Source organism: Streptomyces sp. NPDC107521 (assembly GCF_055598485.1).
Window position 1 is genome coordinate 38,370 of sequence record NZ_JBVKAT010000007.1, and the last position, 24,583, is coordinate 62,952.

Annotated in this window: 23 protein-coding genes; 11 read left to right on the top strand and 12 right to left on the bottom strand. The window is 73.8% G+C overall.

The window, feature by feature from the left end; translation table 11 throughout:
- The first annotated feature begins 2 nt into the window (after positions 1-2).
- The 4 genes from ACZ7LB_RS12940 to ACZ7LB_RS12955 all read left to right on the top strand — a co-directional run bounded on the left by ACZ7LB_RS12940 (position 3) and on the right by ACZ7LB_RS12955 (position 3,988).
- On the top strand, positions 3-1,070 hold the full coding sequence (locus ACZ7LB_RS12940) for an ABC transporter ATP-binding protein (protein ID WP_471467681.1): 1,068 nt from the start codon (positions 3-5) through the stop codon (positions 1,068-1,070).
- A complete protein-coding gene (locus tag ACZ7LB_RS12945) occupies positions 1,067-1,843 on the top strand; it encodes an ABC transporter permease (RefSeq protein WP_471467683.1) in 777 nt (258 codons plus the stop codon). The genes ACZ7LB_RS12940 and ACZ7LB_RS12945 overlap by 4 nt, the downstream gene beginning before the upstream one ends.
- 130 nt (positions 1,844-1,973) lie before the next feature.
- Positions 1,974-3,119 carry an ABC transporter ATP-binding protein gene (locus tag ACZ7LB_RS12950; protein WP_471467685.1) on the top strand — a complete coding sequence of 382 codons (1,146 nt, stop codon included), beginning with the start codon at positions 1,974-1,976 and terminating at the stop codon, positions 3,117-3,119.
- Complete coding sequence (locus tag ACZ7LB_RS12955) at positions 3,116-3,988, top strand: ABC transporter permease (RefSeq protein ID WP_471467686.1); 873 nt, start codon at positions 3,116-3,118, stop codon at positions 3,986-3,988. The genes ACZ7LB_RS12950 and ACZ7LB_RS12955 overlap by 4 nt, the downstream gene beginning before the upstream one ends.
- Positions 3,989-4,010: 22 nt before the next feature.
- On the opposite strand, the gene ACZ7LB_RS12960 is transcribed toward ACZ7LB_RS12955, so the two are convergent.
- Complete coding sequence (locus ACZ7LB_RS12960; RefSeq protein ID WP_471467688.1) at positions 4,011-4,343, bottom strand: ATP/GTP-binding protein; 333 nt, start codon at positions 4,341-4,343, stop codon at positions 4,011-4,013.
- A gap of 190 nt (positions 4,344-4,533) precedes the next feature.
- Here ACZ7LB_RS12960 and ACZ7LB_RS12965 point away from each other — a divergent pair, with 190 nt between their 5' ends.
- A complete protein-coding gene (locus ACZ7LB_RS12965; protein ID WP_471467690.1) occupies positions 4,534-5,562 on the top strand; it encodes an LLM class flavin-dependent oxidoreductase in 1,029 nt (342 codons plus the stop codon).
- 147 nt (positions 5,563-5,709) lie between these two features.
- Here ACZ7LB_RS12965 and ACZ7LB_RS12970 read toward each other — a convergent pair whose 3' ends face one another.
- Positions 5,710-6,102: an SCO5389 family protein gene (locus tag ACZ7LB_RS12970; protein WP_471467692.1), complete on the bottom strand. Its 393-nt coding sequence runs from the start codon at positions 6,100-6,102 to the stop codon at positions 5,710-5,712.
- Between the two features lie 301 nt (positions 6,103-6,403).
- On the opposite strand from ACZ7LB_RS12970, the gene nucS reads away from it, so the two are divergent.
- Complete coding sequence (gene nucS, locus ACZ7LB_RS12975; protein WP_471467694.1) at positions 6,404-7,075, top strand: endonuclease NucS; 672 nt, start codon at positions 6,404-6,406, stop codon at positions 7,073-7,075.
- 348 nt (positions 7,076-7,423) lie between these two features.
- Here the strand turns inward: nucS and ACZ7LB_RS12980 are convergent, their stop codons facing one another.
- The 3 genes from ACZ7LB_RS12980 to ACZ7LB_RS12990 form a co-directional block, all read right to left on the bottom strand.
- A complete protein-coding gene (locus ACZ7LB_RS12980; RefSeq protein WP_471467695.1) occupies positions 7,424-10,291 on the bottom strand; it encodes an ATP-binding protein in 2,868 nt (955 codons plus the stop codon).
- A gap of 509 nt (positions 10,292-10,800) precedes the next feature.
- Positions 10,801-11,124 (bottom strand): STAS domain-containing protein, encoded by a 324-nt coding sequence (locus tag ACZ7LB_RS12985; RefSeq protein ID WP_161228015.1) that lies wholly within the window; start codon positions 11,122-11,124, stop codon positions 10,801-10,803.
- Positions 11,125-11,330: 206 nt separating this feature from the next.
- Positions 11,331-12,179: a 3-hydroxyacyl-CoA dehydrogenase family protein gene (locus tag ACZ7LB_RS12990; protein WP_471467696.1), complete on the bottom strand. Its 849-nt coding sequence runs from the start codon at positions 12,177-12,179 to the stop codon at positions 11,331-11,333.
- Positions 12,180-12,531: 352 nt separating this feature from the next.
- Here ACZ7LB_RS12990 and ACZ7LB_RS12995 point away from each other — a divergent pair, with 352 nt between their 5' ends.
- Both ACZ7LB_RS12995 and ACZ7LB_RS13000 read left to right on the top strand, forming a co-directional pair.
- The gene (locus ACZ7LB_RS12995; RefSeq protein WP_471468009.1) at positions 12,532-13,266 is read left to right on the top strand and encodes a D-Ala-D-Ala carboxypeptidase family metallohydrolase; all 735 of its coding nucleotides are present in this window, start codon (positions 12,532-12,534) and stop codon (positions 13,264-13,266) included.
- Positions 13,267-13,386: 120 nt separating this feature from the next.
- Positions 13,387-13,959 (top strand): cob(I)yrinic acid a,c-diamide adenosyltransferase, encoded by a 573-nt coding sequence (locus ACZ7LB_RS13000; protein ID WP_471467697.1) that lies wholly within the window; start codon positions 13,387-13,389, stop codon positions 13,957-13,959.
- Between the two features lie 133 nt (positions 13,960-14,092).
- Here ACZ7LB_RS13000 and ACZ7LB_RS13005 read toward each other — a convergent pair whose 3' ends face one another.
- From ACZ7LB_RS13005 to ACZ7LB_RS13015, 3 genes are all read right to left on the bottom strand, one after another.
- Positions 14,093-15,238, bottom strand: coding sequence for an RNA polymerase sigma factor (locus ACZ7LB_RS13005; protein WP_471467698.1), 1,146 nt, complete (start codon positions 15,236-15,238; stop codon positions 14,093-14,095).
- A gap of 8 nt (positions 15,239-15,246) precedes the next feature.
- On the bottom strand, positions 15,247-15,654 hold the full coding sequence (locus tag ACZ7LB_RS13010; protein WP_471467700.1) for a YciI family protein: 408 nt from the start codon (positions 15,652-15,654) through the stop codon (positions 15,247-15,249).
- Positions 15,655-16,542: 888 nt separating this feature from the next.
- A complete protein-coding gene (locus tag ACZ7LB_RS13015; RefSeq protein WP_471467702.1) occupies positions 16,543-17,121 on the bottom strand; it encodes a hypothetical protein in 579 nt (192 codons plus the stop codon).
- A gap of 148 nt (positions 17,122-17,269) precedes the next feature.
- Here ACZ7LB_RS13015 and ACZ7LB_RS13020 point away from each other — a divergent pair, with 148 nt between their 5' ends.
- From ACZ7LB_RS13020 to ACZ7LB_RS13030, 3 genes are all read left to right on the top strand, one after another.
- The gene (locus ACZ7LB_RS13020) at positions 17,270-18,463 is read left to right on the top strand and encodes a sensor histidine kinase (RefSeq protein ID WP_471467704.1); all 1,194 of its coding nucleotides are present in this window, start codon (positions 17,270-17,272) and stop codon (positions 18,461-18,463) included.
- A complete protein-coding gene (locus tag ACZ7LB_RS13025) occupies positions 18,460-19,101 on the top strand; it encodes a response regulator (RefSeq protein WP_471467705.1) in 642 nt (213 codons plus the stop codon). The genes ACZ7LB_RS13020 and ACZ7LB_RS13025 overlap by 4 nt, the downstream gene beginning before the upstream one ends.
- Before the next feature lie 134 nt (positions 19,102-19,235).
- The gene (locus ACZ7LB_RS13030) at positions 19,236-21,071 is read left to right on the top strand and encodes a glycosyl hydrolase family 18 protein (RefSeq protein ID WP_471467706.1); all 1,836 of its coding nucleotides are present in this window, start codon (positions 19,236-19,238) and stop codon (positions 21,069-21,071) included.
- A gap of 51 nt (positions 21,072-21,122) precedes the next feature.
- On the opposite strand, the gene ACZ7LB_RS13035 is transcribed toward ACZ7LB_RS13030, so the two are convergent.
- The 4 genes from ACZ7LB_RS13035 to ACZ7LB_RS13050 all read right to left on the bottom strand — a co-directional run bounded on the left by ACZ7LB_RS13035 (position 21,123) and on the right by ACZ7LB_RS13050 (position 24,569).
- Complete coding sequence (locus ACZ7LB_RS13035) at positions 21,123-21,566, bottom strand: DUF2550 domain-containing protein (RefSeq protein ID WP_471467708.1); 444 nt, start codon at positions 21,564-21,566, stop codon at positions 21,123-21,125.
- A 142-nt stretch (positions 21,567-21,708) separates the two neighbouring features.
- A complete protein-coding gene (locus tag ACZ7LB_RS13040) occupies positions 21,709-22,083 on the bottom strand; it encodes a F0F1 ATP synthase subunit epsilon (RefSeq protein WP_471467710.1) in 375 nt (124 codons plus the stop codon).
- Positions 22,084-22,215: 132 nt separating this feature from the next.
- The gene (gene atpD, locus ACZ7LB_RS13045; protein ID WP_471467711.1) at positions 22,216-23,652 is read right to left on the bottom strand and encodes a F0F1 ATP synthase subunit beta; all 1,437 of its coding nucleotides are present in this window, start codon (positions 23,650-23,652) and stop codon (positions 22,216-22,218) included.
- On the bottom strand, positions 23,652-24,569 hold the full coding sequence (locus tag ACZ7LB_RS13050) for a F0F1 ATP synthase subunit gamma (RefSeq protein WP_471467712.1): 918 nt from the start codon (positions 24,567-24,569) through the stop codon (positions 23,652-23,654). The genes atpD and ACZ7LB_RS13050 overlap by 1 nt, the downstream gene beginning before the upstream one ends.
- Positions 24,570-24,583: the final 14 nt, after the last annotated feature.

Consider the following 24,583-nt stretch of genomic DNA (forward strand, 5'->3'; position numbering starts at 1 on the left):
GCATGATCGAGCTGGACGGGCTGACGAAGCGGTACGGCGACAGGGTCGCCGTCGACGACCTCACCTTCACCGTCAGGCCCGGCATCATCACCGGCTTCCTCGGTCCCAACGGCGCGGGCAAGTCCACCACCATGCGGATGGTGCTCGGTCTGGACCGGCCCACCTCGGGGGACGTCCGCATCGAAGGGCGGCGCTACGACCGACTGAAGGACCCGCTGACCCGGGTCGGCGCGCTGCTGGACGCGAAGGCGATGCACGGCGGGCGCAGCGCCTTCAACCATCTGCTGTGCCTGGCGCAGGCCAACGGGATTCCGGCGCGGCGGGTGCACGAGGTGCTGGACACGGTCGGGCTGACGCCGGTGGCGCGGAAGAAGGCGAAGGGCTTCTCGCTCGGCATGGGCCAGCGGCTGGGGATCGCGGGAGCGCTGCTCGGGGATCCGCGCATCCTGATGTTCGACGAGCCGGTGAACGGTCTCGACCCCGAGGGCATCCACTGGATCCGGAACCTGATGAAGTCGCTGGCGGCACAGGGCCGCACGGTCTTCGTCTCCTCACATCTGATGAGCGAGATGGCGCTGACCGCCGATCATCTGGTGGTGATCGGTCAGGGCCGGCTGCTGGCCGACACCTCGATGGCGGACTTCATCGCGGAGAACTCGCGCGGCTACGTCCGGGTCCGCGCCCCCGAGCGCGAGCGTCTGCTGGACGCGCTGCGCGGGGCGGGGCTGACGGCCGTCGAGGGCGGCGGCGGGGTGCTGGAGGTGGACGGCGCCGAGTCGGAGGCGGTCGGGGAGCTGGCCGCGCGGCACGGGATCACGCTGCACGAGCTGAGTCCGCAGCGCGCCTCGCTGGAGGAGGCGTTCATGCGGCTGACGGCGGGGTCGGTGGAGTACCACGCGCACGACGGACAGCCCGCCGCGCCGCTCTCCGGGGCGGCCGGACCGGACGGGACCGCGGGACCGGGCGGAACGGCGGCACCGGACGTGACGGCGGGGGCGGCCGGGCCGCCGGAACGGCCGGGGGCGCCGGGTCCGCGGCAGGGCTGGGGCAGCGAGTGGAGGCAGCGATGAGCACGGCGGCGGCGCAGGTCGTACGGTCGGAGTGGACCAAGATCCGCTCGGTGGCGTCCACGGTGTGGACGCTGTCCCTCGCCGTGGTCGTCTCCGTCGCCCTCGGCATACTGATCTCGGTGCTGTCCCGGAACGAGTTCGGCAGCATGAGCCCCCGGGACCGGCTCTCCTTCGACCCCACCTACGTCAGCTTCGCCGGGATGAGCCTCGGCCAGCTCGCGATGATCGTGTTCGGGGTGCTGGTGGTGGCGAACGAGTACAGCTCCGGAATGATCCGCACCTCGCTGGCGGCCGTGCCGCAGCGCGGCACCTTCCTGTTCAGCAAGGTCGCGGTGGCCGCCGCGCTCGCCCTGGCCGTCGGCCTGGTCACCGCCTTCCTGGCCTTCTTCCTCGGCCAGGCGATGCTCGGGGACCTCAGGGCCTCCCTCGGCGATCCGGGCGTGCTGCGCGCGGTGATCGGCGGCGGGCTCTACATGACGCTGATCGCGATGTTCTCGATGGGCGTCGCCGCGATGCTGCGCTCCCCCATGCTCTCGCTCGGCATCCTGATGCCGTTCTTCTTCCTGATCTCCAACATCCTCGGCAACGTGGACGTGACCAGGAAGGTCGGCCAGTACCTGCCCGACCAGGCGGGCAGCCGGATCATGCAGGTCGTCACCCCGGTCGACCGCGAGCCGCCCTACGGCCCCTGGGGCGGGCTCGGCATCATGGCGCTGTGGGTGGCGGCGGCGCTGCTCGGCGGATTTCTGGTGCTGAGGCACCGGGATGCGTGATCCGGCCCATCGGTTCCGATCCCGCCCGATTTTACCCGCGTTTGAACGGAACCGTCAGCGCCTCGGTATCCTCCTAACCCTTACGGGGGCTGATGCCCCGCTGTCCTGAACCTTTCGATGGGTGCGGAGCATGATCGAAGCAGTCGGCCTCACCAAGCGCTACGGCGACAAGACCGCTGTGCACAACCTGTCCTTCCAGGTGCGGCCCGGCGCCGTCACCGGCTTCCTGGGCCCCAACGGCTCGGGCAAGTCGACGACGATGCGGATGGTGCTCGGCCTGGACAACCCCACCGCGGGCCATGTGACGATCGGCGGCTACCCGTACCGCAGGCTGCCGAACGCCCCCCGCCAGGTCGGCGCGCTGCTCGACGCCAAGGCGGTGCACGGCGGGCGGTCCGCCCGCAGCCACCTGCTGAGCCTCGCCCAGCTCTCCGGCATCCCGGCCCGCCGGGTCGACGAGGTGCTCGGCGTGGTGGGCCTCCAGGACGTGGCCAAGCGGCGCTCCAAGGGCTTCTCCCTCGGCATGGGCCAACGGCTCGGCATCGCCGCGGCGCTGCTCGGCGACCCCCAGGTGCTGCTGTTCGACGAGCCGGTCAACGGCCTCGACCCGGAGGGCATCCTCTGGGTGCGCAATCTGATGAGGGCGCTCGCGGCCGAGGGCCGCACCGTCTTCGTCTCCTCCCATCTGATGAGCGAGATGGCGCTGACCGCCGATCACCTGATCGTGATCGGGCGCGGCCAGCTGCTCGCCGACATGAGTGTCAAGGACTTCATTTCGGCCAATTCCGCGGACTTCGCGCGGGTCCGCACCCCGGACGGCGAGCCGGAACCGCGCGAGAAGCTCATCTCCGCGCTGACCGGCGCCGGCGGTCATGTGCTGCCCGAGCAGGACGGCGCGCTCCGGGTGACCGGGCTGCCGCTGCCCCGCATCAGCGACCTCGCCCACGGGACGGACGTACGGCTGTGGGAGCTGTCCCCGCACCAGGCGTCGCTGGAGGAGGCGTACATGCGGATGACGCAGGGCGCCGTCGACTACCGCTCGACCGTCGACCAGAGGGCCGGGCTCCAGCAGCCGCTGCCGCCCGGCGCGCAGCCCCCGGTGCCGGTGCCGGGCCAGGGCCAGCCCGGCTGGTACGCCCCGCCGCCGCCCCAGGGCACTCCGCCGGGCCAGGCGGCCCCGCCCGCGGCGGCCACGGCCCCGCCCGCCCCGGCCGACGCACCGGCGCCCGCGCCCGTGCCCGCCACCGACCCGAGCCAGCCCGAGGACTCCCGATGAGCACGCCCCAGCCCCCGACGCCGCAGGCCGCCCCCGGCACCCATCCGGCGGCCCACGCCGCGCCGTATCCGACCTACACCTCGCCCATCCCGGTGGTGCGCACCCACCTCGGGCACGCACTGGCCTCCGAGTGGACGAAGATCCGGTCGGTGCGCTCGACGATGTGGACCCTGGGCGTCTTCGTCCTGCTGGTCATCGGCATCGGCCTGGCGGCCGGAGCGATCGTGGCGAGCTCCGACGCGGACGCGTCGGGCGAGAGCCCGCTGAGCCTCGGCATGTTCGGGCTGCTGCTCGGCAGCATGTGCGTCATCACGCTCGGCGTGCTGACCACCGCCTCCGAGTACGGCACCGGCATGATCCGCACCACCATGACCGCCTGCCCCAGCCGCGGCCGGGTGCTCGCGGCCAAGGCGCTGGTCTTCTTCCTGGTGGCCTTCTCGGTGACGCTGGTCGCCGTGACCCTGGTCGCGCTGGCCCACGCGTCGATGCTGGAGGGCAACGGCGCCGCGGACCCGACGGGCGAGGAGTGGCTCAAGGCCACCGTGGGCATCTCGCTCTACATCGCGCTGCTCGGCCTGCTGTCGCTGGCCATCGGCTCGATCATGCGCCACTCGGCGGGCGCCATCACCATCATGATCGGGCTGGTCCTCGCCCCGCTGGTGATCGCGCTGTTCATGTTCTCGTCCTCGCTGGAGCGCCTCCAGCTCGCCCTGTTCGAGTACTCGATCCCCAACCAGCTCGGCGTCTTCTACTCCACCTCGCTGAGCGACACCGGCCCCTCGGGCTGGGACCCGCTGTGGATCATGCTCGGGGTGACGGCCGTGGCGTTCGGCGCCGCCTTCGCCCTGCTGGAGCAGCGGGACGTCTGACCGGCCGGGCGCCCGCCCCGGCTCAGAACTTCGGCGCGTTACGGGACCGCCGCACCCGCGTGGTGCGGCGGTCCCGCGCGTTCCAGCAGGCCTTGTGCCAGTGCCGGCGGTCGTCGACGCCCGCGTGGTCGGGCCAGGCCACCACGTGCGGGACGCCGTCCGGGATCATCTGGTCGCAGCCGGGGCAGCGGTACGCCTTGCCCCGCGCGCTGGCGCCCGCCACGTGCCGCACGTTCCACTCCTCGCCCTGCCAGTCCTCGGACGACTGCCAGCCGCCGTAGCGGCCCGGGTCGTCGTCCTCGGCGCTCCGGCCGGACGGACCTGCTCCCTTGGGTCGGTTGCGACGCGGGGACACTCGGACACCTCTCGGAGCTGTGCGGGGACGGGCCCGTCCAGCGTACGCGGCGGGGAGCGGCGCCCCGGCGCGACGAGCGATTCTGCAGACAATCCGCAAATCTCCCCGAGCCCACCGTGTCCTCGGCACGTGTCGGGCGGTTATGCCCTGCGGGGGAGCTCCGGGTCGGGGCCGAGGAAGCAGGAAGAGCATGCGCGTAGGTACTTTCGTGTTGGGCGCCCAGTTCCCGGGCCAGGGCCACGGGGAGGCGCTGCACCGCGCGGTCCGCACGGCCGAGGTCGCGGAGGAGTCGGGGCTCGACGCGGTCTGGCTGGCCGAGCACCACTTCGTCCCGTACGGCACCTGCCCGTCGGCGGTGACGCTGGCGGCGCTGCTGCTGGGCCGCACCCGCCGCATCCGGGTCGGCACCGCGGTCAGCGTGCTGCCCACCGCGCACCCCGTCGCCCTGGGCGAGCAGGCCGCACTGCTGCACATCACCAGCGGCGGCCGGTTCTCGCTGGGCGTGGGGCGCGGCGGCCCCTGGGTCGACCTGGAGGTGTTCGGCGGCGGCCTCGCGGCGTACGAGAACGGGTTCCCGGAGTCACTCGATCTGCTGATGCGCTGGCTGCGCGAACCGTCCGTCGGCGCCTCGGGGGACCGCTTCCGCTTCCGCGAGGTGCCGGTCGTGCCGCGCCCCTCGGAGGCGCTGGCCGAGACCCCGGGCCCGGAGGTGGTCGTCGCCTGCACCTCCCCGGTGAGCGTGCGGCTGGCCGCCGAGCGGGGGCTGCCGATGCTGCTCGGGATGCACGTCGGGGACGAGGAGAAGGCCGAGATGGTCGCCCTGTGGCGGCGCCACGCCCGCGCGGCCGGTGTCCCGGCGGACGAGGCCGCGGCGGCGGGCCATGTGTCGGCCGGGGTCTGCCAGATCGCGGACCGGCGGGCGGACGCGGCGGAGGCCCTGGAGAAGGCCATGCCGGGCTGGCTGCGCCAGGGGCTCGGCGCCCATGTCACGGTGGACGGGCGCCCCCGGCGGATGCGCGACCCGCTGGCGTACACCGAGCTGCTCTGCGGGCTCCATCCGGTGGGACCGCCCGGGCTCTGCGCGGACCGGCTGGCGGCGACCGGCGAGCGGACCGGCATCACGCGCTTCGCCCTGCTCGTCGAGGGCTCCGGCGATCTCGCGGCGACCGAGGAGAACGTCCGGCGGCTGGGCGCCGAGGTGCTCCCCCGGCTCTCCTGAGCCCGCGCCGCGCCCCTGATCCCGCGCCGCCCCGGCGGCCCGGCCCCGGTCCCCCCGGGGGCCGGACCGCCGGGCCGCGCGGGCGGCCCGCCGCTCCGGTACTGACGCACCTCCCGGGCGCGGAGCGGCGGGCCGACGGCCGGCGGGTCAGCAGTCGCGCAGTTCCGGCGACTGGTTCAGCAACTGGCCCCTCACCGAGGTGAAGCGGGACAGCCTCTCGTCCGCCGAGGAGTCGGTCGGGAACACCGCCACCCGGTGGCAGTTCTGGAAGGCCAGCCGCACTCCGAAGTGCCGCTGCAGAGCGCCGCGGATCGCGTCGCTCGCGAGCGCGCGCAGCAACTGGCCGCGCGCCTGCTCGTCCGGCGGAGGCGTCTGGTTGTCGGCGAAGACACCGCCGTCGACCTTCAGCTGGGCCACCAGGGAGCTGATCATCTCCCACGCGTAGGGAAGGGAGGTCCGGACGCAGTCGACGAATTCTGCTTCGTCGACCTCGCCTCGCTCGGCCTTTTCCAGTAGGGCCGGTGAGACGTCGAGCGACATGGGTTCTCCTCTCGCACCCCCGACCAGCAGGGGTTGCCGGACAGTAAAAGGAGGGCACGAAACCGATCACGCTGCGTACACGCCTCGCGACCTCCCGTTCACCACCGTAAGCAACCGAACGTGACGGCACCAGGAGAACGCCGGTATGAACATCAAGCGGTAGGCACACAATCGGCCAGTGCCGAAGTCGGGGCCAATGGGAGAAGTGGGACGGACCCCCCGGACCGCCGGGCGGCGGGGCGGGCCGGTCCGGGGCGGGCGAATCGCGCCGGGGCGGGCGCGTCGAGTAGCGTTGCCGACCATGCGTCTCGTCATTGCCCGCTGCTCCGTCGACTACGCGGGGCGGCTCACCGCCCATCTCCCCTCGGCCCCCCGCCTGATCCTGGTCAAGGCCGACGGCAGCGTGTCGATCCACGCCGACGACCGGGCCTACAAGCCCCTCAACTGGATGTCGCCGCCCTGCACCCTCAAGGAGGGCGGGGGTGACGAGGCGGGGATCTGGACCGTCGTCAACAAGGCGGGCGAGAAGCTCATCATCACGATGGAGGAAGTCCTCCACGACTCCTCGCACGAGCTGGGCGTCGATCCCGGCCTGATCAAGGACGGCGTGGAAGCGCACCTCCAGGAGCTGCTGGCCGACCGCATCGAGACGCTCGGTGAGGGCTACACCCTGATCCGCCGCGAGTACCCGACGGCCATCGGCCCGGTCGACATCCTGTGCCGGGACGCCGCCGGGGGGACCGTCGCCATCGAGATCAAGCGGCGCGGCGAGATCGACGGCGTCGAGCAGCTCACCCGCTACCTGGAGCTGCTCAACCGCGACCCCCACCTCGCCCCGGTGCGCGGTGTCTTCGCCGCCCAGGAGATCAAGCCGCAGGCCCGGGTGCTGGCCACGGACCGCGGCATCGGCTGCCACGTCCTGGACTACGACGCCCTGCGCGGCATCGAGGACGACAAGCTGCGCCTGTTCTGAGCGGGGCCTCCCCGCACGGGGCCGGGTCCGGACCACGGACCCGGCCCTTCGCCGTGCGCGGGCGGTGACCGGCGGGGCCCCGCCCACGGGCTGCCGGTGACGGGCCGGGACCGGACGGCCGTCACCGCGCCGCGTACGGGCGGGGCACGGCGGCCGTCACCGCGCCGCGCACCCGTACGGCGGGCGGACGCCGCGGAGCGGTACTGCGGGAGCGCCACGGAGCGGTTACTGCGGCGGTGGGCGCCACGGAGCGGTTACTCCGGGGGCCGCCGCGGGGGTGCGGCGCGGACGCGGGGACGGGGCGCGGGGAGGGCAGGACGGGGCAGCGGGACCGGCGGCGGGCCGGGCTCAGATCATCGGGTCGGTGGTCCGGCCCGGCACCGGGACGAGGAGGTCCTCGGCGCCGCCCGGGGAGCCGCTCCCCGGGCCGGGGTCAGGGGAGACGGCCGTGGCCGGGGCGCCGACGGGCCCGGAGGCGGTGTCCGTCTGCGGCGGCACCGGCGGTTCGGCCTCCGTGGAGGTGCCGTCGGTGGGCGGCTCCTCCGTCGCCGTCGTGGCCGTCGGGTCCGGTTCGCCGGTGGGCGACGTGGTGGGGTCCGGCCCGGTCCCGGTCGGCGTCGGCGAGCCGGGCGTCCCGCTGGGCGAGCCCGTGCCGGTGCCGTCGGTGGCGCCGTCGTCCCCGTCGTCGGTCGGGTCCGGGGTGGTGGCCTCGTCGGAGGGCTCCACCGAGTCGCTGGGCGACGGGGACCCGGTGGGACCGGTGGGAGTCCCGGGGTCCGGCACGGCGGGCCCGGCGGTCCGCTCGGCGTCCACGAAGGTGCTGCCGTCGTCCTCGGAGCGGCCGGTGTCCGGCTCGCCCCCGTCGGCGTCCCGGGTGGCCGCCGGGGTGGTGCCGACGCTGTCGACGGGGCCGGTGGGGTCGTGGTCCGAGGTGGCGCCCAGGGTGACCACGGTGCCCAGCACGGCGACCAGCAGGGCCGCCGCCCCGGCGGCCACCAGATTGCGCCGGGCGAAGCCCTTGATGCCGCCGCCCCCGCGGGCACCGCCGGGCTCGGCCCTCGGCACCGGGCGGGTGGCGCCGGACGGGAAGTGCGACGGCGGCTGGAGCGGCGGGAACGGCGCGGGCACGACCGCCGTCACCGGCTCCTCGGGCTCCGCGCCGAACGGCCCCGCCCCGAAGGCTCCGGTCCCGAACGCCCCCGCCGGGAACGGCTCCGCGCCGGACGGCTCCCGCCGCGCCGCCGGACCGGAACCGGCGGCGCCGGGACCGCCCGGCAGGGCGAGGGTGCCGAAACCGGCGGCGGTGGCGCCGGCGGGCCCGGCCTCCGGGACGAACGGGCCGGGGGTGTCCCCGGAGCGGTCGGCGACCAGGGCCAGGGCGCGCCGCCCGGCCACGGCACCGCGCCGGTCGGAGAGCGCGCCGCGCAGCGCGATGGACGCCTCCAGCTCGGCGCGGGCCCGGTCGAGCTGTCCCCCGCACAGGGCGAGCACGCCCAGCTCATGGCGGAAGTAGGCCTGTCCGGCGACGTCACCGGCGCGCAGGGACGCCTCGGCCCCGGCTCGCAGCGCCCGCTCCCAGGCGCTCCAGTGCGGCCCGGCGGCGAGGGCGGGCGCCGCCGCGCGGGCCAGCAGGACGGCGGGGACGCCCTCGTCGTCCGCCCGCCCGTCCGGCTCCGACGGGCCGGTCCCGGCCGCCTCCGGCGCCTCCGCGCCGGCCGCCGGGGTGAGCGCGGCGAGGGCGGTGAGCGCGGCCAGCACCGCGTCGGCCTCGGCGCGGACGCGGTCGGGGGTGACCGAGGGGTGCCCGGTCCACCAGGTGTAGTGCCGGGCGGCGGCCAGGGCGCGGTCGGCGAGGGCGTCGGCGTAGCCGGCGTCCTCCAACTGGCCGAGGACACCGGCCGCGAGCCGGTGGCGGGAGCCGACGGGGGTGAGCAGTCCGCAGCCGGTCAGCTCGCCCAGGGCGGCGTCCGCGTGGGTGTCGCCGACCAGGGCGGGCAGATGCGCCTGGTGGGGCACCTCGCCCCCGAGGGCGACGGCGAACTCCAGGGTGGCGCGGGCCGCTTCGCTCAGTCCGGCGGCGAGCAGCGGCGCGGGCGCGGCGGCCTCGCCGACCGAGGGCAGCGGCGGCGCGGGCGCGGTCCCTGACGGGTCGTCGGCCACGGCGTCGCGGGGCGCGTCGTCCCCGCCGGGCCGGGCGTCCCCGGCGGCGTCCTCGCCCTCGTGGGACCGGAGTTCACCGGCTCCACCGGGCGCGTCGGCTTCACCGGGCTCGCCGGGGGCCGGGGACTCCCCGGCGGCGCCGAGGTCACCGGCGGCCCCGGCCCGCTTGCGGTCGCGGTCCCGCAGCAGGGCGCCGGCCTGCACGAACCGCAGCGGCAGGCCCTCGGACTCGAACCAGAGGTCACCGGCCCAGGTGACCTCCTCGTGGGTGAGGCTCCGCCCGGCGGCACGTTTCAGCAGTTCCGCGCCCGCGGCACGGTCCAGTCCGGCGAGGGCGACCTCCTCGACGGCGGCCGCGGCGGAGGGCGCGGGCACGTCGGGGGCGGCGGCGAGGAGGAAGGCGCACTCGGGGGTGGCGGCCAGCAGCCCGTCCAGCGCGTCGCCGCCGAACTCCAGGTCGTCGAGGACGACGACGGCTCCGATGTCCCGGACGTGCGCGGCCAGTTGGTCCCGGTCCGGGTGGTACCCGGGGGCGTGGTGGACGGCGTGGAAGAGGTCGTGGAGCAGGTCCTCGGCGCTCCGGTGGAAGCCGCTGAGGCGGACGACGCCGTCGGGCGCGAGAGCGGCGCAGTCCCCGGCGACGAGACCGAGGAGGCTGCTGCGGCCGGAGCCCTCGGGACCGGTGAGGCGGACGGAGCGCCCCCGGGCGAGCAGGCCGACCAGCCGTTCGCGCTCGTCGCGGCGGGCGTCGGGGGCGAGGAGGGGCGTGGCGGTCCCCGCCGGGGCGGACGGCGCGGCGTCGCGGTCCGCCTCGGCGCGCTCCGCGGCGGTGCGGCGGGCGGGCGGCCCGGGGCGGGCGGGCGGCGGACAGACCTCTATCTCGCTGCCGTCGACGGGGTTGACGGTGAGCAGCAGGTCCCCGGTGTGCAGCCGTGCCGTGCGGGCGAGCGCGGGCTGCCCGAAGTCGGCCGCCAGGGGGTCCCTGGACGGACGCGGGCGCGGCGCGCGGCCGTCGCCGTTCCGGCGCTCCTCGGGTCCCCGGGTGTTCGGGTCCATCGGTCCAAGCCCCCAAAAGCGTCGTGTGCCGGGCCCCGGTCGGGGCCGTCCCCTCCCGGCCTTGCCGCACACCGCGCTGTCGCCTCTGGTCCGGGCCCGCCAGTGGGTCGCGAGTCGGCGGGCAGCCAGACCCTAAACCTTCGCCCAGTATCACCGACAGGCCGGGGTACCGGCCCGCCCGGGACATCACGGTCTCGTGAGGATTGCGTGCGGAGGGCGGATTCGCCGGGTCCCGGCCCGCGCCGCCGCCCGCCGGAGCGCACCGGCGGGGCCGACCCGCGCCCGTGCCCGCCGTGTGCATCTCCGCGCTCCGCGCCCGGCGCCCGCCCGCACGACAACCCGGCCCCGCGCGGCGTCCCGGTCACCCCGGTCACCCGCGGGGAGGGGCGTCACCGCGCCGGCTTCCACCGGCCGTCACCCGCCGCCGGCGCCGTCACCGGCCTCGCGACCGCCACCGGCACGCGCCCCAGGGGCCGCGCCCGGCCGGCGGGACCCCGGCGCCGGAGGGGTCACACCCTCGGCAGGCTCTCCACGCCGATGCCGCCCTCGATCGCGAGGATGCGGTGCAGCCGGGTGGCCACCAGGAGGCGCTGCATCTGCGGCGGCACGTCGCGCAGGACCAGCCGTCGCCCGCGGCGCCCGGCCCGGCGGTGCGCCCCCATGATCACTCCGAGCCCGGTGGCGTCCCAGGAGTCCAGCTCTGACAGGTCCAGCACGAGGTCGCCGACCCCGTCGTCGACGGCCGAGTGCAGGACCGTACGGGCGTCCGCCGCGCTGCGGACGTCGAGGCGGCCCCCGACGACCAGCTCGACGTGGTCGCCCCTGATGTGCATATGCGCTCCCCGGCGTGCGTCGTGGTGCTCCGCGAATGTGTCCCGGCGTGTACGGCCTCTCGGCGCGGCCGGGTGGCGCGGTCATGACGCGGCCCCGGCCGGGCGATGCAAACTCTGACCGGCCGAAACGTCCAGAGGTTGCCGTCCGTGAGTGAACCGATACCGAATTCACCCCGGCGTGTGATGTCGACGGTGCGGACGCGGCGTCAGTGCTTGTAGAAGCCCTGCCCGCTCTTGCGCCCGATGTCACCGGCGTCCACCATCCGGCGCATCAGCTCCGGCGGGGCGAACTTCTCGTCCTGGGACTCGGTGTAGATGTTCTCCGTGGCGTGCAGCAGGACGTCCACGCCGGTCAGGTCGGCGGTGGCCAGCGGCCCCATCGCGTGGCCGAAGCCCAGCTTGCAGGCGAGGTCGATGTCCTCGGCGCTGGCGACGCCCGACTCGTAGAGCTTGGCGGCCTCCACCACGAGGGCCGAGATGAGACGGGTCGTCACGAAGCCGGCCACGTCGCGGTTGACGACGACGCAGGTCTTGCCGGTGGACTCGGCGAACTCCCGGGCGGTGGCCAGCGTCCCGTCGCTGGTCTTGTGGCCGCGCACCAGCTCGCAGAGCCGCATCATCGGGACCGGCGAGAAGAAGTGGGTGCCGACGACCCGCTCGGGGCGCCCGGTGACCGCGGCGATCTTGGTGATCGGGATGGCGGAGGTGTTGGAGGCGAGCACCGCCTCGTCCTTCACCAGCTTGTCCAGCGCGCGGAAGATCTCGTGCTTGACGTCCAGCCGCTCGAAGACGGCCTCGACGACGATGTCGGCGTCCGCGACCGCGTCCAGGTCGGTGGTCGGGGTGATGCGCGCGAGGGCGGCCCCGGCGTCCTCGGCGGTGAGCCGGTCCTTGGCGACGAACCGGTCGTACGACGCCCTGATGCCGTCGGTGCCGCGGCGCAGCGCCTCGTCGGTGACATCGCGCAGGACGACGTCCCAGCCCGCCTGGGCGGAGACCTGGGCGATACCGGATCCCATGAGACCGGCTCCGATGACGGCGAGCTTCCGTGCCACTGTGCGACTCCCCTTCGAGACACTCACGGACTGTTCCTGACTGTTACTCGCGGACACTAGCGCTCGCGACCGGGCGCGGGACGGGTTAGTAACGCGTGTCACGTCTCACGCAGTGAGACGCCGGTCACGTCCCGCTCCCGACGGTCCGGCCGGGGGCCCGGCGGGCCCCTGCGGGCCCGGACGACGGGGGCCCGGCGAAAGGGTCCCCCGCCGGTGTTCCTTCCACCAACCACCTTTGTTCACGCATGAGTTGTTGACGCGCGTAGCGTCGTGGCGCACGCTGGTCGCCGGACGCCCCGCCGCCAGGGGCCGCCACGACCCCACCCCCACGACGGTCGATCAGGAGACCCAGATGGTCAGACGCGCGACACGCATCCTCCTCTCATTTGTCATGGTCATGGCAGGTTCGGTCCTCGGTGTGGCCGCCACCGCGGGAACCGCCCAGGCCGACGGCTGCTACACCTGGGGCCGCACCCTCTCCCAGGGCGCCTCCGGCAGCGATGTGACGCAGCTCCAGATCCGGGTGGCCGGCTGGGTCACCTCCGGCGAGCGGCTCTCCTACGACGGCCAGTACGGCGCCCGGACCACCGCCGCCGTCAAGAAGTTCCAGTCGGCGTACGGGCTGGCCGCCGACGGTGTGGCGGGCCCGGCGACCTTCAACAAGATCTACGCGCTCCAGGACAACGACTGCACCCCCGTCCACTTCACCTACGCCGAGCTCAACCGGTGCAACTCCACCTGGGCGGGCGGCGCGGTCCCGGCGGCCACCGCCAAGGCCAACGCCCTGAAGACCATGTGGAAGCTGGAGGCCCTGCGGCACGCCCTCGGTGACGTGCCGATCACCATCTCCAGCGGGTTCCGCTCCACCTCCTGCAACAGCGCCGTCGGCGGCGCGGCGGGCAGCCGTCACCTCTACGGCGACGCGGCCGACCTGGTCGGCTCGCCGAGCTTCTGCACCCTCGCCCGCCAGGCCCGGGTGCACGGCTTCTCGGAGATCCTCGGCCCCGGCTACCCGGGCCACAGCACCCACACCCACGTGGCCTTCGACCCGTCGCCGTACTGGTCCGCGTCCTCCTGCGGCATCTGACGGACGAACGGCACCGCGCGCCGGCGGGACGGCCGGGGGTCCGCTCCCCCGTCCCGCCCGGCCGCGTGGCGCCCGGCACACCGGCGCCCGCTCCGGGCGGGCCGTCACTACGCTGAGCCCATGGTCAATCTGACGCGCATCTACACCCGCACCGGCGACCAGGGCACCACCGCCCTCGGCGACATGAGCCGGGTCCCCAAGACGGACCTCAGGATCTCCGCCTACGCCGACGCCAACGAGGCCAACGCGGTGATCGGCACGGCCATCGCCCTGGGCGGACTGCCCGAGGACGTCACCGAGGTCCTCGTCCGCGTCCAGAACGACCTGTTCGACGTGGGCGCCGACCTGTCCACCCCGGTGGCCGAGAACCCCCCGTACCCGCCGCTGCGGGTCGAGCAGTTCTACGTCGACCGGCTGGAGGCCGACTGCGACCGCTTCCTCGCCGAGCTGGAGAAGCTGCGCTCCTTCATCCTGCCCGGCGGCACCCCCGGCGCGGCCCTGCTGCACCAGGCGTGCACCGTGGTGCGCCGGGCCGAGCGCTCCACCTGGGCGGCGCTGGAGGCGCACGGCGACACCATGAACCCGCTCACGGCGACCTATCTGAACCGTCTCTCCGACCTCCTGTTCATCCTGGCCCGCACGGCCAACAAGGAGGTCGGCGACGTGCTGTGGGTGCCGGGCGGGGAGCGCTGACGCGGCACCCCGCGCTCCCGGGCACCCCGGCCCGGTGCCCCGGCCCGGCGCCGCTCTCCGGGGCCGCTTTCCGGCGCCGCTCTCCGGGGCCCGGGCGCCCGCCCCCGGTGCGGGCGCCCCTCCCCGGCGCCCGTCAGGTGGCGCGGCGGGCGTTGAGCCGGGCGGCCCGCCGGGTCAGGTGGTCGCGCTCCGCGAGGCTGGGCGCCCGGTGGGCCGCCTCGGCGTAGAGCCGGGCCGCGGTCACCGGGTCGCCGTCGCGCTCGTGGAGGTGGGCCGCGACCGCGGTGTACCGGGGCAGCGCGGGGTCCAGCTCCGCGAGCGCGGCGAGGCCGGCGCGCGGTCCGTCGGCCTCCCCGACGGCGACCGCGCGGTTGAGCCGGACGACGGGGCTGTCGTTCAGGCGCACCAGTTCGTCGTACCACTCCACGATCTGGACCCAGTCGGTCTCCGGGGCGGTGGGCGCGTCGGCGTGCAGGGCGGCGATGGCGGCCTGGGCCTGGAACTCGCCCAGCCGGTCCCGGGCGAGGGCCGCCCGGAGGACGTCGACGCCCTCGGTGATCATCCCGGTGTCCCACCGGCCCCGGTCCTGCTCGGCGAGCGGGACCAGGCTGCCGTCGGGCGTGGTCCGGGCGGCCCGCCGGGCGTGGTGGAGCAGCATCAGGGCGAGCAGCCCCGACACCTCGGGGTGGTCGGCCGACGCCGCCAGTTCGCGGGTGAGCCGGATGGCCTCGGCGGCCAGGTCGACGTCGCCGGAGTAGCCCTCGTTGAAGACCAGGTAGAGCACGCGCAGCACAGTGGCGATGTCGCCGGGCCGGTCGAGCCGCACGGTGGAGACGGTGCGCTTGGCCCGGCTGATCCGCTGCGCCATGGTCGCCTCGGGGACCAGATGGGCGCGGGCGATCTGACGGGTGGTGAGCCCGCCGACGGCCCGCAGGGTGAGCGCCACCGCCGACGAGGGGGTCAGCGCCGGGTGGGCGCACAGGAAGTAGAGCCGCAGGGTGTCGTCGACGGCGGGGGCGGGCCCGGGCGACGGCTCCTCCTCGGCCAGGTCCTCGCGTCGGCGCCGGGCGGCGTCCGACCGGGCCGCGTCGAGGAACCTGCGCCAGGCGACGGTGGTCAGCCACGCCCTCGGGTCCCGCGGCGGGTCGGCGGGCCAGACCCGGAGGGCCTCGACCAGGGCGTCCTGCACCGCGTCCTCGGCCGCCGCGAATCCCGCTCCGCGGCGGACGAGGACCGCGAGCACTCCCGGGGTCAGGCTCCGGAGCAGTGCTTCGTCCATCGGGGACGTCACTCCGTGACGACGGGGGGCGCGGTCAGGAACGGGCGCACCTCCAGCCACTCGTGGATCGGCCGTCCGCCAGCGCCGGGAGCGGCCGACAGCTCCCCGGCGAGCTCCACGGCCCGCTCGTGGCTGTCGACGTCGATCACCATCCAGCCGGCGATCAGGTCCTTGGTCTCGGCGAACGGGCCGTCGGTCACCGGCGGGCGCCCCTCGCCGCCGTAGCGGACCCAGGTGCCCTCGGGAGCGAGTGCCTGGCCGTCGACGAACTCGCCGGTCCCCTCCAGCCGGGCCGCGAAGTCGGCCATGTACTGGACGTGGGCGGTGATCTCCTCGGGCGTCCAGCGGTCCATGGGGACGTCGTTGACCGGGGACGGGGCGCCCCGGTAGTGCTTGAGCAGCAGGTACTTCGCCATGGTGGTCCTCCTCGCCGGTGCGGCCCCGGTGGCCGCTTCCACTACGGGGACGGAGCCGGTCCCGGGTTCTCGACACCGGCGGCCGGAATTCCTTCCGGCGGTTTCGCCGGGGCCCGCGACCCGGGGGATTCCGCCCGCTCCTCCCGGCGGTCAGGCTAGGGCGCCCCGGCCGGGACGGCGGCACCCGACGGCCCCCGGGCGCGTCAGCGGCGGCCCGGTGGGGGCGGGGGGAAGCCGGGGGCACGGCGGCACAAGGGGTACGGGGACGCCGGGACCGGGCCGCGGTACGGAGCCCGGCCGGGCGGCGGAGCGGGTGCGGACCCGGTGCGGACCCGAGAACGCGCAGACCTCGGAGGGGGCCCGGACCCGGGAGACGCACCCCGGGGGCAGACCCCAGGGGCAGCCCCGAGGAGACGCAGCCCCGGGGGGAGATCCTGGGGGCGGACCCGAGGACGCGCAGCCCTGGGAGGCCCAGCCCCGGGGGCACACCCCGGGGGCACACCTGAGGCATCGCGGGCGCGACACAGCGGGCTGCGCGGCCCGGCCGCAGCACGGACCGTGCAGGGCGGCGCGGACCGGCCAGGGCGGCCCGGGCCGGCAAGTGGGGGCAGGGCGGCAGGGGCGGGGCAGGGCGGCCCTGCGAGGGCCCGCCAACGGCCGCCGGGGCTCCGGCTGGGCGAGCCCCGCCGAGGCCCCGCCAACGGCGGCCGGGGGCCCGGCCGGGAGGCCCCGCCGAAGCCCCGTCGACGACAGCCGAGGCCCCCGGCGGAACGGCCGCCCGGAAGCGGCCGCCGGACCCCGGCGGAGGCCCCCTCCGGGGACCCGGAAACGGTCGCCGAGGCCCGACGGAGACCCCCGGGCCCGGCAACCGGACCGCCCGCGGCACCCTCAGTGGTGCGCCCGCTCCTCGCGCCGGGCCTCCCCGGAGCCGTCGGCGGGGGCCTTTTTCGGCCACACCGCGTAGGACAGCGCGATCAGCCCGTGCAGGGCCACCGCCTGCAGCGCCGTCCCCTGGAAGCTCCGCAGCGACGCGGTGTCCCCCGCGTCGCCGACGTACCAGACGGCGGCCTGGAGCAGCGCGCAGGCCACCGCGGCGCCCAGCACGGTGCGCAGCCACAGCCCGCCCTCGTGGCGGGCCCGGGCCATCCCGTGGCGGGGCGGCTTCGGCGGGCGCGGGGCGCCCGCCAGCCGGTGCGCGGCGTGCCCGTCGAGCCAGTGCAGCGTGTAGCGCCCGTAGGCGACCGTGTAGCCGAGGTAGAGCGCGGCCAGGCCGTGCTGCCAGCCCGGTTCGGCGCCGTCGCGCAGGTCGATGGCGGTGACGGCGAACAGGACCAGTTCCAGGACCGGCTCGCCGAGCAGCAGGAGCGCGCCCGCGCGGCGCCGCTTCAGCAGGTAGCGGGTGGCCAGGCCCAGGGCCAGGAGCACCCAGAAGCCCACCTCGCAGGCGATGATCAGTCCGATGACCACGGCGGTCTCCCCTCGTCCGGTCCAGCCTCCCGCGCGCGCCGGGCCGCGGCGTCGTCGCCGGTGACGAACCCCGGGTACATCGAAGGATGCAGTGCCGGACCTCCCCGGGGGGCGGGCGGACGGCGCGGGGCCCGTGTTGGATGGGGACATGGCCGTACGACTCCCCCGCCCGCACCGCTTCGACGTGTACGCGGCGACGGCGGGGCTGCTCGGCGGGCTGCTGCTGTGGGGCCTCGGCCTGGGAGTACGGCCCGCCGACGAGCCGCTCGTGCTGGTCGGCGCCCCCTGGGCGCCGCTGGTCCCGCTCGCGGTCACGGCGGGCTGCGAGGTGCTGCGCCGCGCCGCGCCCCGGGCCGCCCTGCTGACCGGCACGGCCGCCCTGATCGCCGACACCGTCACCCGGGGCAATCTGGTGACGATCATGATGTACACCGATCTGATGTACGCCGCCGTGCTTTACGGACCGCCCGCCTCCGCCCGCCGCATCCCCTGGATCACCGGGCTGCTCACGGTCGCCGGAGCGGTGGTGCCCTACGCGCTGTGGCGGGTCCCGGAGGCGCTGCTGATCGGGGTGGCGGTCGGCATCGTGTCGTTCGCGCCCGCCTCCACGGGGCTGATCGTGCGCAGCCACCGCGAGGCCGCCGACACCGCCCGGCTGCGCGCCGAGCAGACCGCGCTGCTGGCCGAGAAGGACCGGGTCCAGGCGGTCACCGCGGAACGCTCCCGGATGGCCCGGGAACTGCACGACCTGGTCGCCAACCACCTGTCGGCCATCGCCATCCACTCCACCGCCGCGCTCTCGCTGGACGATCCGGCGACCACCCGGCGGGCGCTCGGGGTGATCCGGGAGAACAGCGTCGCCGGACTGGCCGAGATGCGGCGGCTGATCGGGCTCCTCCGGGACACCGCCGACGACCGCGGGCCCGCCGTCGCGCCCACCCTCGACGGGCTCGGCGCGCTGGTCGAGGGCGCCCGCGCCAACGGACTCGACGTCACCCTGGAGGCGGAGCACGGCGAGGGGCTGCCCGCCCCGGTCGAGCTGGCCGCCTACCGGATCGTTCAGGAGTCGCTCACCAATGCCCTCAAGCACGCCGCGCGGGGCCCCGTCCGGGTGCGGCTCGCCCGCGGGGAGCGGGTGCTGCGGGTGCGCGTGACCAGCCCGTACGGCGGGGAGGACGGTCCGCGCGTGCCCGGTTCGGGCGCGGGTCTGGTCGGCATGCGCGAGCGGGTGGCGCTGCTGCGGGGCAGCTTCGGCGCCGGGCCGGAACCTTCACCGTCGGGGGACTTCACCCTCTGGACGGTCCGGGCGACACTGCCCCTCGACGAAGGAGATCCCGCGTGATCCGAGTACTCGTCGCCGAGGACCAGTCGGCCGTCCGGGCCGGGCTGGTGCTGATCCTCGGCAGCGCCCCGGACATCGAGGTGGCGGGCGAGGCGGCGGACGGCGAGCGGGCCGTGGAGCTGGCCCGGGAGCTGCGCCCCGACGTGGTGCTGATGGACCTTCGGATGCCCCGGCTGGACGGGGTGTCGGCGACCCGGCTGATCACCGCGGAGAAGCTGGCCGACGTGCTGGTGCTGACCACCTTCGACCTGGACGAGTACGTCTTCGGGGCGCTGCGGGCGGGCGCGGCCGGCTTCCTGCTGAAGAACGCCGAGGCGCGGGACCTGATCGCGGCGGTGCGGACGGTCGCCGGCGGCGAGGGCGTCGTCGCCCCCGGGGTGACCCGGCGGCTGATCGCGGAGCTCGCCGCGCGGCCCGGCCGGGGGTCCGGAGCCGATCCGGCCGTCCTCGACTCTCTGACGCGGCGTGAACGGGAAGTTCTCTCCTGTCTCGGCCGGGGACTGTCGAACGCGGCCGTCGCCGAGCGGCTCGGGATGGCCGAGGCGACGGTGAAGACGCACGTCAGCCGCCTTCTGGCGAAGCTGGGACTGCGCAGCCGGGTGCAAGCGGCGGTGCTCGCGCAGGAGTTGGGTATCTAGCCGGATTCGCGGCCGGTTTCCTCGGCAGTGGTCCAGACCTATTGACCTCTGGTCCAGACCTTTCTATTCTCGCGGCACTGCGGGCATGAGGCTCAGTCATGCCCACAACAACATCCCCACAAAGGAGGCGCAGCATGCGCTTCAGGTACAGAGCCGCGGCGATGGCCGCGACCCTGGCTCTCCCCCTCGCCGGCATGGTCGGCCTCGCGAGTCCCGCTCAGGCGGCCGCGGGCGCGACCGCCACCTTCACCAAGACCTCGGACTGGGGTACTGGCTTCGGTGGCAACTGGACGGTGAAGAACACCGGCACCACGACGATCAACTCGTGGACCGTCGAGTGGGACTTCCCCGCCGGCACCAGCGTCGGTTCGGCCTGGGACGCCCAGGTCACCAGCAGTGGCACCCACTGGACCGCCAAGAACGTCGGCTGGAACGGCACCCTCGCCCCCGGGGCGTCGGTCTCCTTCGGCTTCAACGGCACCGGCCCGGGCAACCCGTCCGGCTGCAAGCTCAACGGCGGCGGCTGCGACGGCAACGACATCCCCGGCGACGAGGCCCCCTCGGCCCCCGGCACGCCCACCGCCTCGAACATCACCGACACCTCGGTGAAGCTCACCTGGGCGGCGGCGACGGACGACAAGGGCGTCAAGAACTACGACGTCCTGCGTGACGGGCTGACGGTCGCCACCGTCAACACCACCACGTACACGGACAACAGCCTCACCAAGGGCACGGACTACTCGTACACCATCAAGGCCCGCGACACCGCGGACCAGACCGGTCCGCTCAGCGGCGCCGTCAAGGTCACCACCACCGGTGGCGGCGGCGACGACGGTGGCGGCACCGGCGGCGGCAGCAAGGTCAACCTCGGCTACTTCATCCAGTGGGGCGTCTACGGGCGCAACTACCACGTGAAGAACCTGGTCACCTCCGGCTCCGCCGCGAAGATCACGCACATCAACTACGCCTTCGGCAACGTGCAGAACGGCAAGTGCACGATCGGTGACTCGTACGCCGACTACGACAAGGCGTACACCGCCGCCGACTCCGTCGACGGCGTCGCGGACACCTGGGACCAGCCGCTGCGCGGCAACTTCAACCAGCTCCGCAAGCTGAAGGCCAAGTACCCGAAGATCAAGATCCTGTGGTCCTTCGGTGGCTGGACCTGGTCCGGCGGCTTCCCGCAGGCTGTGAAGAACCCCACCGCCTTCGCGAAGTCCTGCCGCGCCCTGGTCGAGGACCCGCGCTGGGCCGATGTCTTCGACGGCATCGACCTGGACTGGGAGTACCCGAACGCCTGCGGTCTGGACTGTGACACGACCAGCAGCAAGAACGCCTTCAGCGAGATGATGAAGGCCATGCGTGCCGAGTTCGGCAGCGACCTGGTCACGGCGGCCACCACCGCCGACGCCTCCACCGGTGGCAAGATCGACGCCGCCGACTACGGCGAGGCCGCGAAGTACATCGACTGGTACAACGTGATGACGTACGACTTCTTCGGCGCCTGGGACAAGACCGGTCCGACGGCTCCCCACTCGCCGCTGACCGCGTACGACGGCATCCCGCAGCAGGGCTTCAACACCGCTGACGCGATGGCGAAGTTCAAGGCCAAGGGTGTCCCGGCCAGCAAGCTCCTGATCGGCATCGGCTTCTACGGCCGCGGCTGGACCGGCGTCACGCAGGCCACCCCGGGCGGCAGCGCCACCGGCGCCGCTCCCGGCACCTACGAGGCCGGCATCGAGGACTACAAGGTCCTGAAGAACAGCTGCCCGTCGACCGGCACCATCGCCGGTACCGCCTACGCCAAGTGCGGCACCAACTGGTGGTCCTACGACACCCCCGCCACCATCAAGGCGAAGATGAGCTGGGCCAACCAGCAGAAGCTCGGCGGCGCCTTCTTCTGGGAGTTCAGCGGTGACACCGCGAACGGCGAGCTCGTGGCGGCCATGGACAGCGGACTGAAGTCCTGACTCCACGGCAGCTGAGCACGGCTAGCTCCTGGCACCACAACTGAAGATCGTTCAAGCGACGTTGACGCGCTGACCGGGCGGGGCTGCTTCCAGCCACGCGAGAAACCCGGTCAGCGCGTCTTCGCTCATGGCCAGTTCGAGGCGGGTGCCGCGGTGCAGACAGGTGAGCACGACCGCGTCGGAGAGCAGGGCCAGTTCCTCCTCGCCGTCGGGAAGACGGCGGCCGGCGACCTCGATGGCGGAACGCTCCAGGACGCGGCGGGGGCGCGGGGAGTAGGAGAAGACCCGGTACCACTCGACGCGGTCGCCGTTGTAGCGGGCCACCCCGTACGCCCAGCCCTTGCCGGCGTCGCCCTGGCCGGGCGCGTCCCAGCGCAGCGAGCAGTCGAAGGTGCCGCCCGAGCGCTGGATCAGCCTGCGGCGCAGGCCGAAGACGAACAGCCCCACCACCACGAGGGCGATGACGACTCCGCACACAGTCAGAGCGAGGATCATCGGCACCGACCTCCTCGTCCAATTGGTAACGGAACGGAAAAAACACCCGGATCTGCCTCAGCCGCGGCCGGGTCCGGATGGCTCCGGTCCCAGCCGCGGCTGAGTGACGTCACGGTACGACGCTATAGCACAGTGCTGTGGTTCAGCGCCCCGCCGCCGCGCGCAGACGGACGTCCGCACGACGCTCGGCGGAGGCGTCGGTCTCCGACTTCGCGCGCTCGAGCGCCCGCTCCGCACGCTGGACGTCGATCTCGTCCGACAGCTCGGCGATCTCGGCCAGCAGCGACAGCTTGTCGTCCGCGAACGAGATGAAACCGCCGTGCACCGCGGCGACGACCGTCCCTCCCCCGCTCGTACGGATGGTCACCGGGCCCGACTCCAGCACACCGAGCAGCGGCTGGTGACCGGGCATGACGCCGATGTCGCCGGACGTGGTGCGCGCGACGACCAGGGTGGCCTCGCCGGACCAGACCTCTCGGTCGGCCGCGACCAGCGCGACGTGCAGCTCAGCAGCCAAGGTGGCTCCTCGGGTCACCACCCGGCCGTGGAGCCGGGTGTTGGTTACAAGTCTAATGGGCGTGAAGGAGGGGGCGGGACGTACCCGCCCCCTCCGGTGCGAGCCCCGGAGGGCTCACGACGAACGCACGGCTCAGGAGACGCCGAGCTCCTTCGCGTTCTTCTTCAGGTCCTCGATACCACCGCACATGAAGAACGCCTGCTCCGGGAAGTGGTCGTACTCGCCGTCGCAGATCGCGTTGAACGCGGTGATCGACTCGTCCAGCGGCACGTCCGAACCGTCCACGCCGGTGAACTGCTTGGCGACGTGGGTGTTCTGGGACAGGAAGCGCTCCACGCGACGGGCACGGTGGACGACGAGCTTGTCCTCCTCGCCCAGCTCGTCGATACCGAGGATCGCGATGATGTCCTGCAGGTCCTTGTACTTCTGCAGGATGTTCTTCACGCGCATCGCGGCGTTGTAGTGGTCCGCCGCGATGTACCGCGGGTCGAGGATGCGGGACGTCGAGTCCAGCGGGTCCACGGCCGGGTAGATGCCCTTCTCCGAGATCGGACGGGAGAGCACCGTCGTCGCGTCGAGGTGGGCGAAGGTGGTGGCCGGGGCCGGGTCGGTCAGGTCGTCCGCGGGGACGTAGATCGCCTGCATGGAGGTGATCGAGTGACCGCGGGTCGAGGTGATGCGCTCCTGGAGGAGACCCATCTCGTCGGCCAGGTTCGGCTGGTAGCCCACCGCGGAGGGCATGCGGCCGAGCAGGGTCGACACCTCGGAACCCGCCTGGGTGAAGCGGAAGATGTTGTCGATGAAGAACAGCACGTCCTGCTTCTGGACGTCGCGGAAGTACTCGGCCATGGTGAGGCCGGCCAGCGCGACCCGCAGACGGGTGCCCGGCGGCTCGTCCATCTGGCCGAAGACCAGCGCGGTCTTGTCGATGACGCCCGACTCGCTCATCTCGTCGATGAGGTCGTTGCCCTCACGGGTGCGCTCGCCGACACCGGCGAACACCGACACACCGTCGTGGTTGTTGGCGACGCGGTAGATCATCTCCTGGATGAGCACCGTCTTGCCGACGCCGGCGCCGCCGAACAGACCGATCTTGCCGCCCTTGACGTACGGGGTCAGCAGGTCGATGACCTTGACGCCGGTCTCGAACATCTCGGTCTTCGACTCGAGCTCGTCGAAGTTCGGCGCCTTGCGGTGGATCGGCCAGCGCTCGCCGTCGTAGTCCTCGTCGACGTTCAGGACCTCGCCGAGGGTGTTGAACACCTTGCCCTTGGTGAAGTCACCGACGGGGACCGAGATGGCCGAGCCCGTGTCGGTCACCACGGCCTGGCGGACCAGACCGTCGGTGGGCTGCATGGAGATGGTGCGGACCAGGCCGTCACCCAGGTGCTGGGCGACCTCCAGGGTCAGCGTCTTCAGCTCGCCCTCGTTCGCCGGGTCGGCGACCTGGACGTGCAGGGCGTTGTAGATCTCCGGCATCGCGTCGACGGGGAACTCCACGTCGACGACCGGGCCGATGACCCGGGCGACGCGGCCCGTGGCCGCCGCGGTCTCAACAGTGGTGGTCATTAGTTGTCACTCCCCGCGGTCGCGTCGGCCAGGGCGCTGGCGCCACCGACGATCTCGCTGATTTCCTGGGTGATTTCGGCCTGGCGGGCCGCGTTGGCAAGACGGGAGAGCGTGTTGATCAGCTCGCCCGCGTTGTCGGTGGCCGACTTCATCGCGCGCCGCGTGGCGGCGTGCTTCGAGGCCGCCGACTGGAGCAGCGCGTTGTAGATCCGGCTCTCGACGTAGCGCGGCAGCAGGGCGTCGAGGACGTCCTCGCCGGACGGCTCGAAGTCGTAGAGCGGAAGGATCTCGCCCTTCGCCCCGGACTCCGTCGCCACCTCGTCGAGACGCAGCGGCAGCAGCCGGGCGTCGACCGCCGTCTGGGTCATCATCGAGACGAACTCGGTGTAGACGATGTGGAGCTCGTCCACCCCGCCGTCCGCCGTGTCCTTCTCGATGGACTCGATCAGCGGGCCCGCGACCAGCTTGGCGTCCCCGTAGACCGGCTCGTCGGTGAAGCCCGTCCACGACTCCGCGATCGTGCGCTCACGGAAGTTGTAGTGGGCGACGCCGCGCCGGCCGACGATGTACGTGTCGACCTGCTTGCCCTCGCGCTCAAGGCGCGTGGTGAGCTGCTCCGCGGCCTTGATGGCGTTGGAGTTGAAGGCGCCGGCCAGACCGCGGTCGCTCGTGAGGAGCAGGACCGCGGCACGGGACGGGTTCTCCGCCTCCGTGGTCAGCGGGTGCCTGGTGTTCGACCCGGTGCCGACCGCCGTGACCGCGCGGGTCAGTTCCTGCGCGTACGGCGTGGAGGCCGCCACCTTGCGCTGCGCCTTGACGACGCGCGAGGCGGCGATCATCTCCATCGCCTTGGTGATCTTCTTGGTCGCGGTGACGGATCGGATGCGACGCTTGTAGACCCGGAGCTGGGCTCCCATGAGTCAGGTCCCTT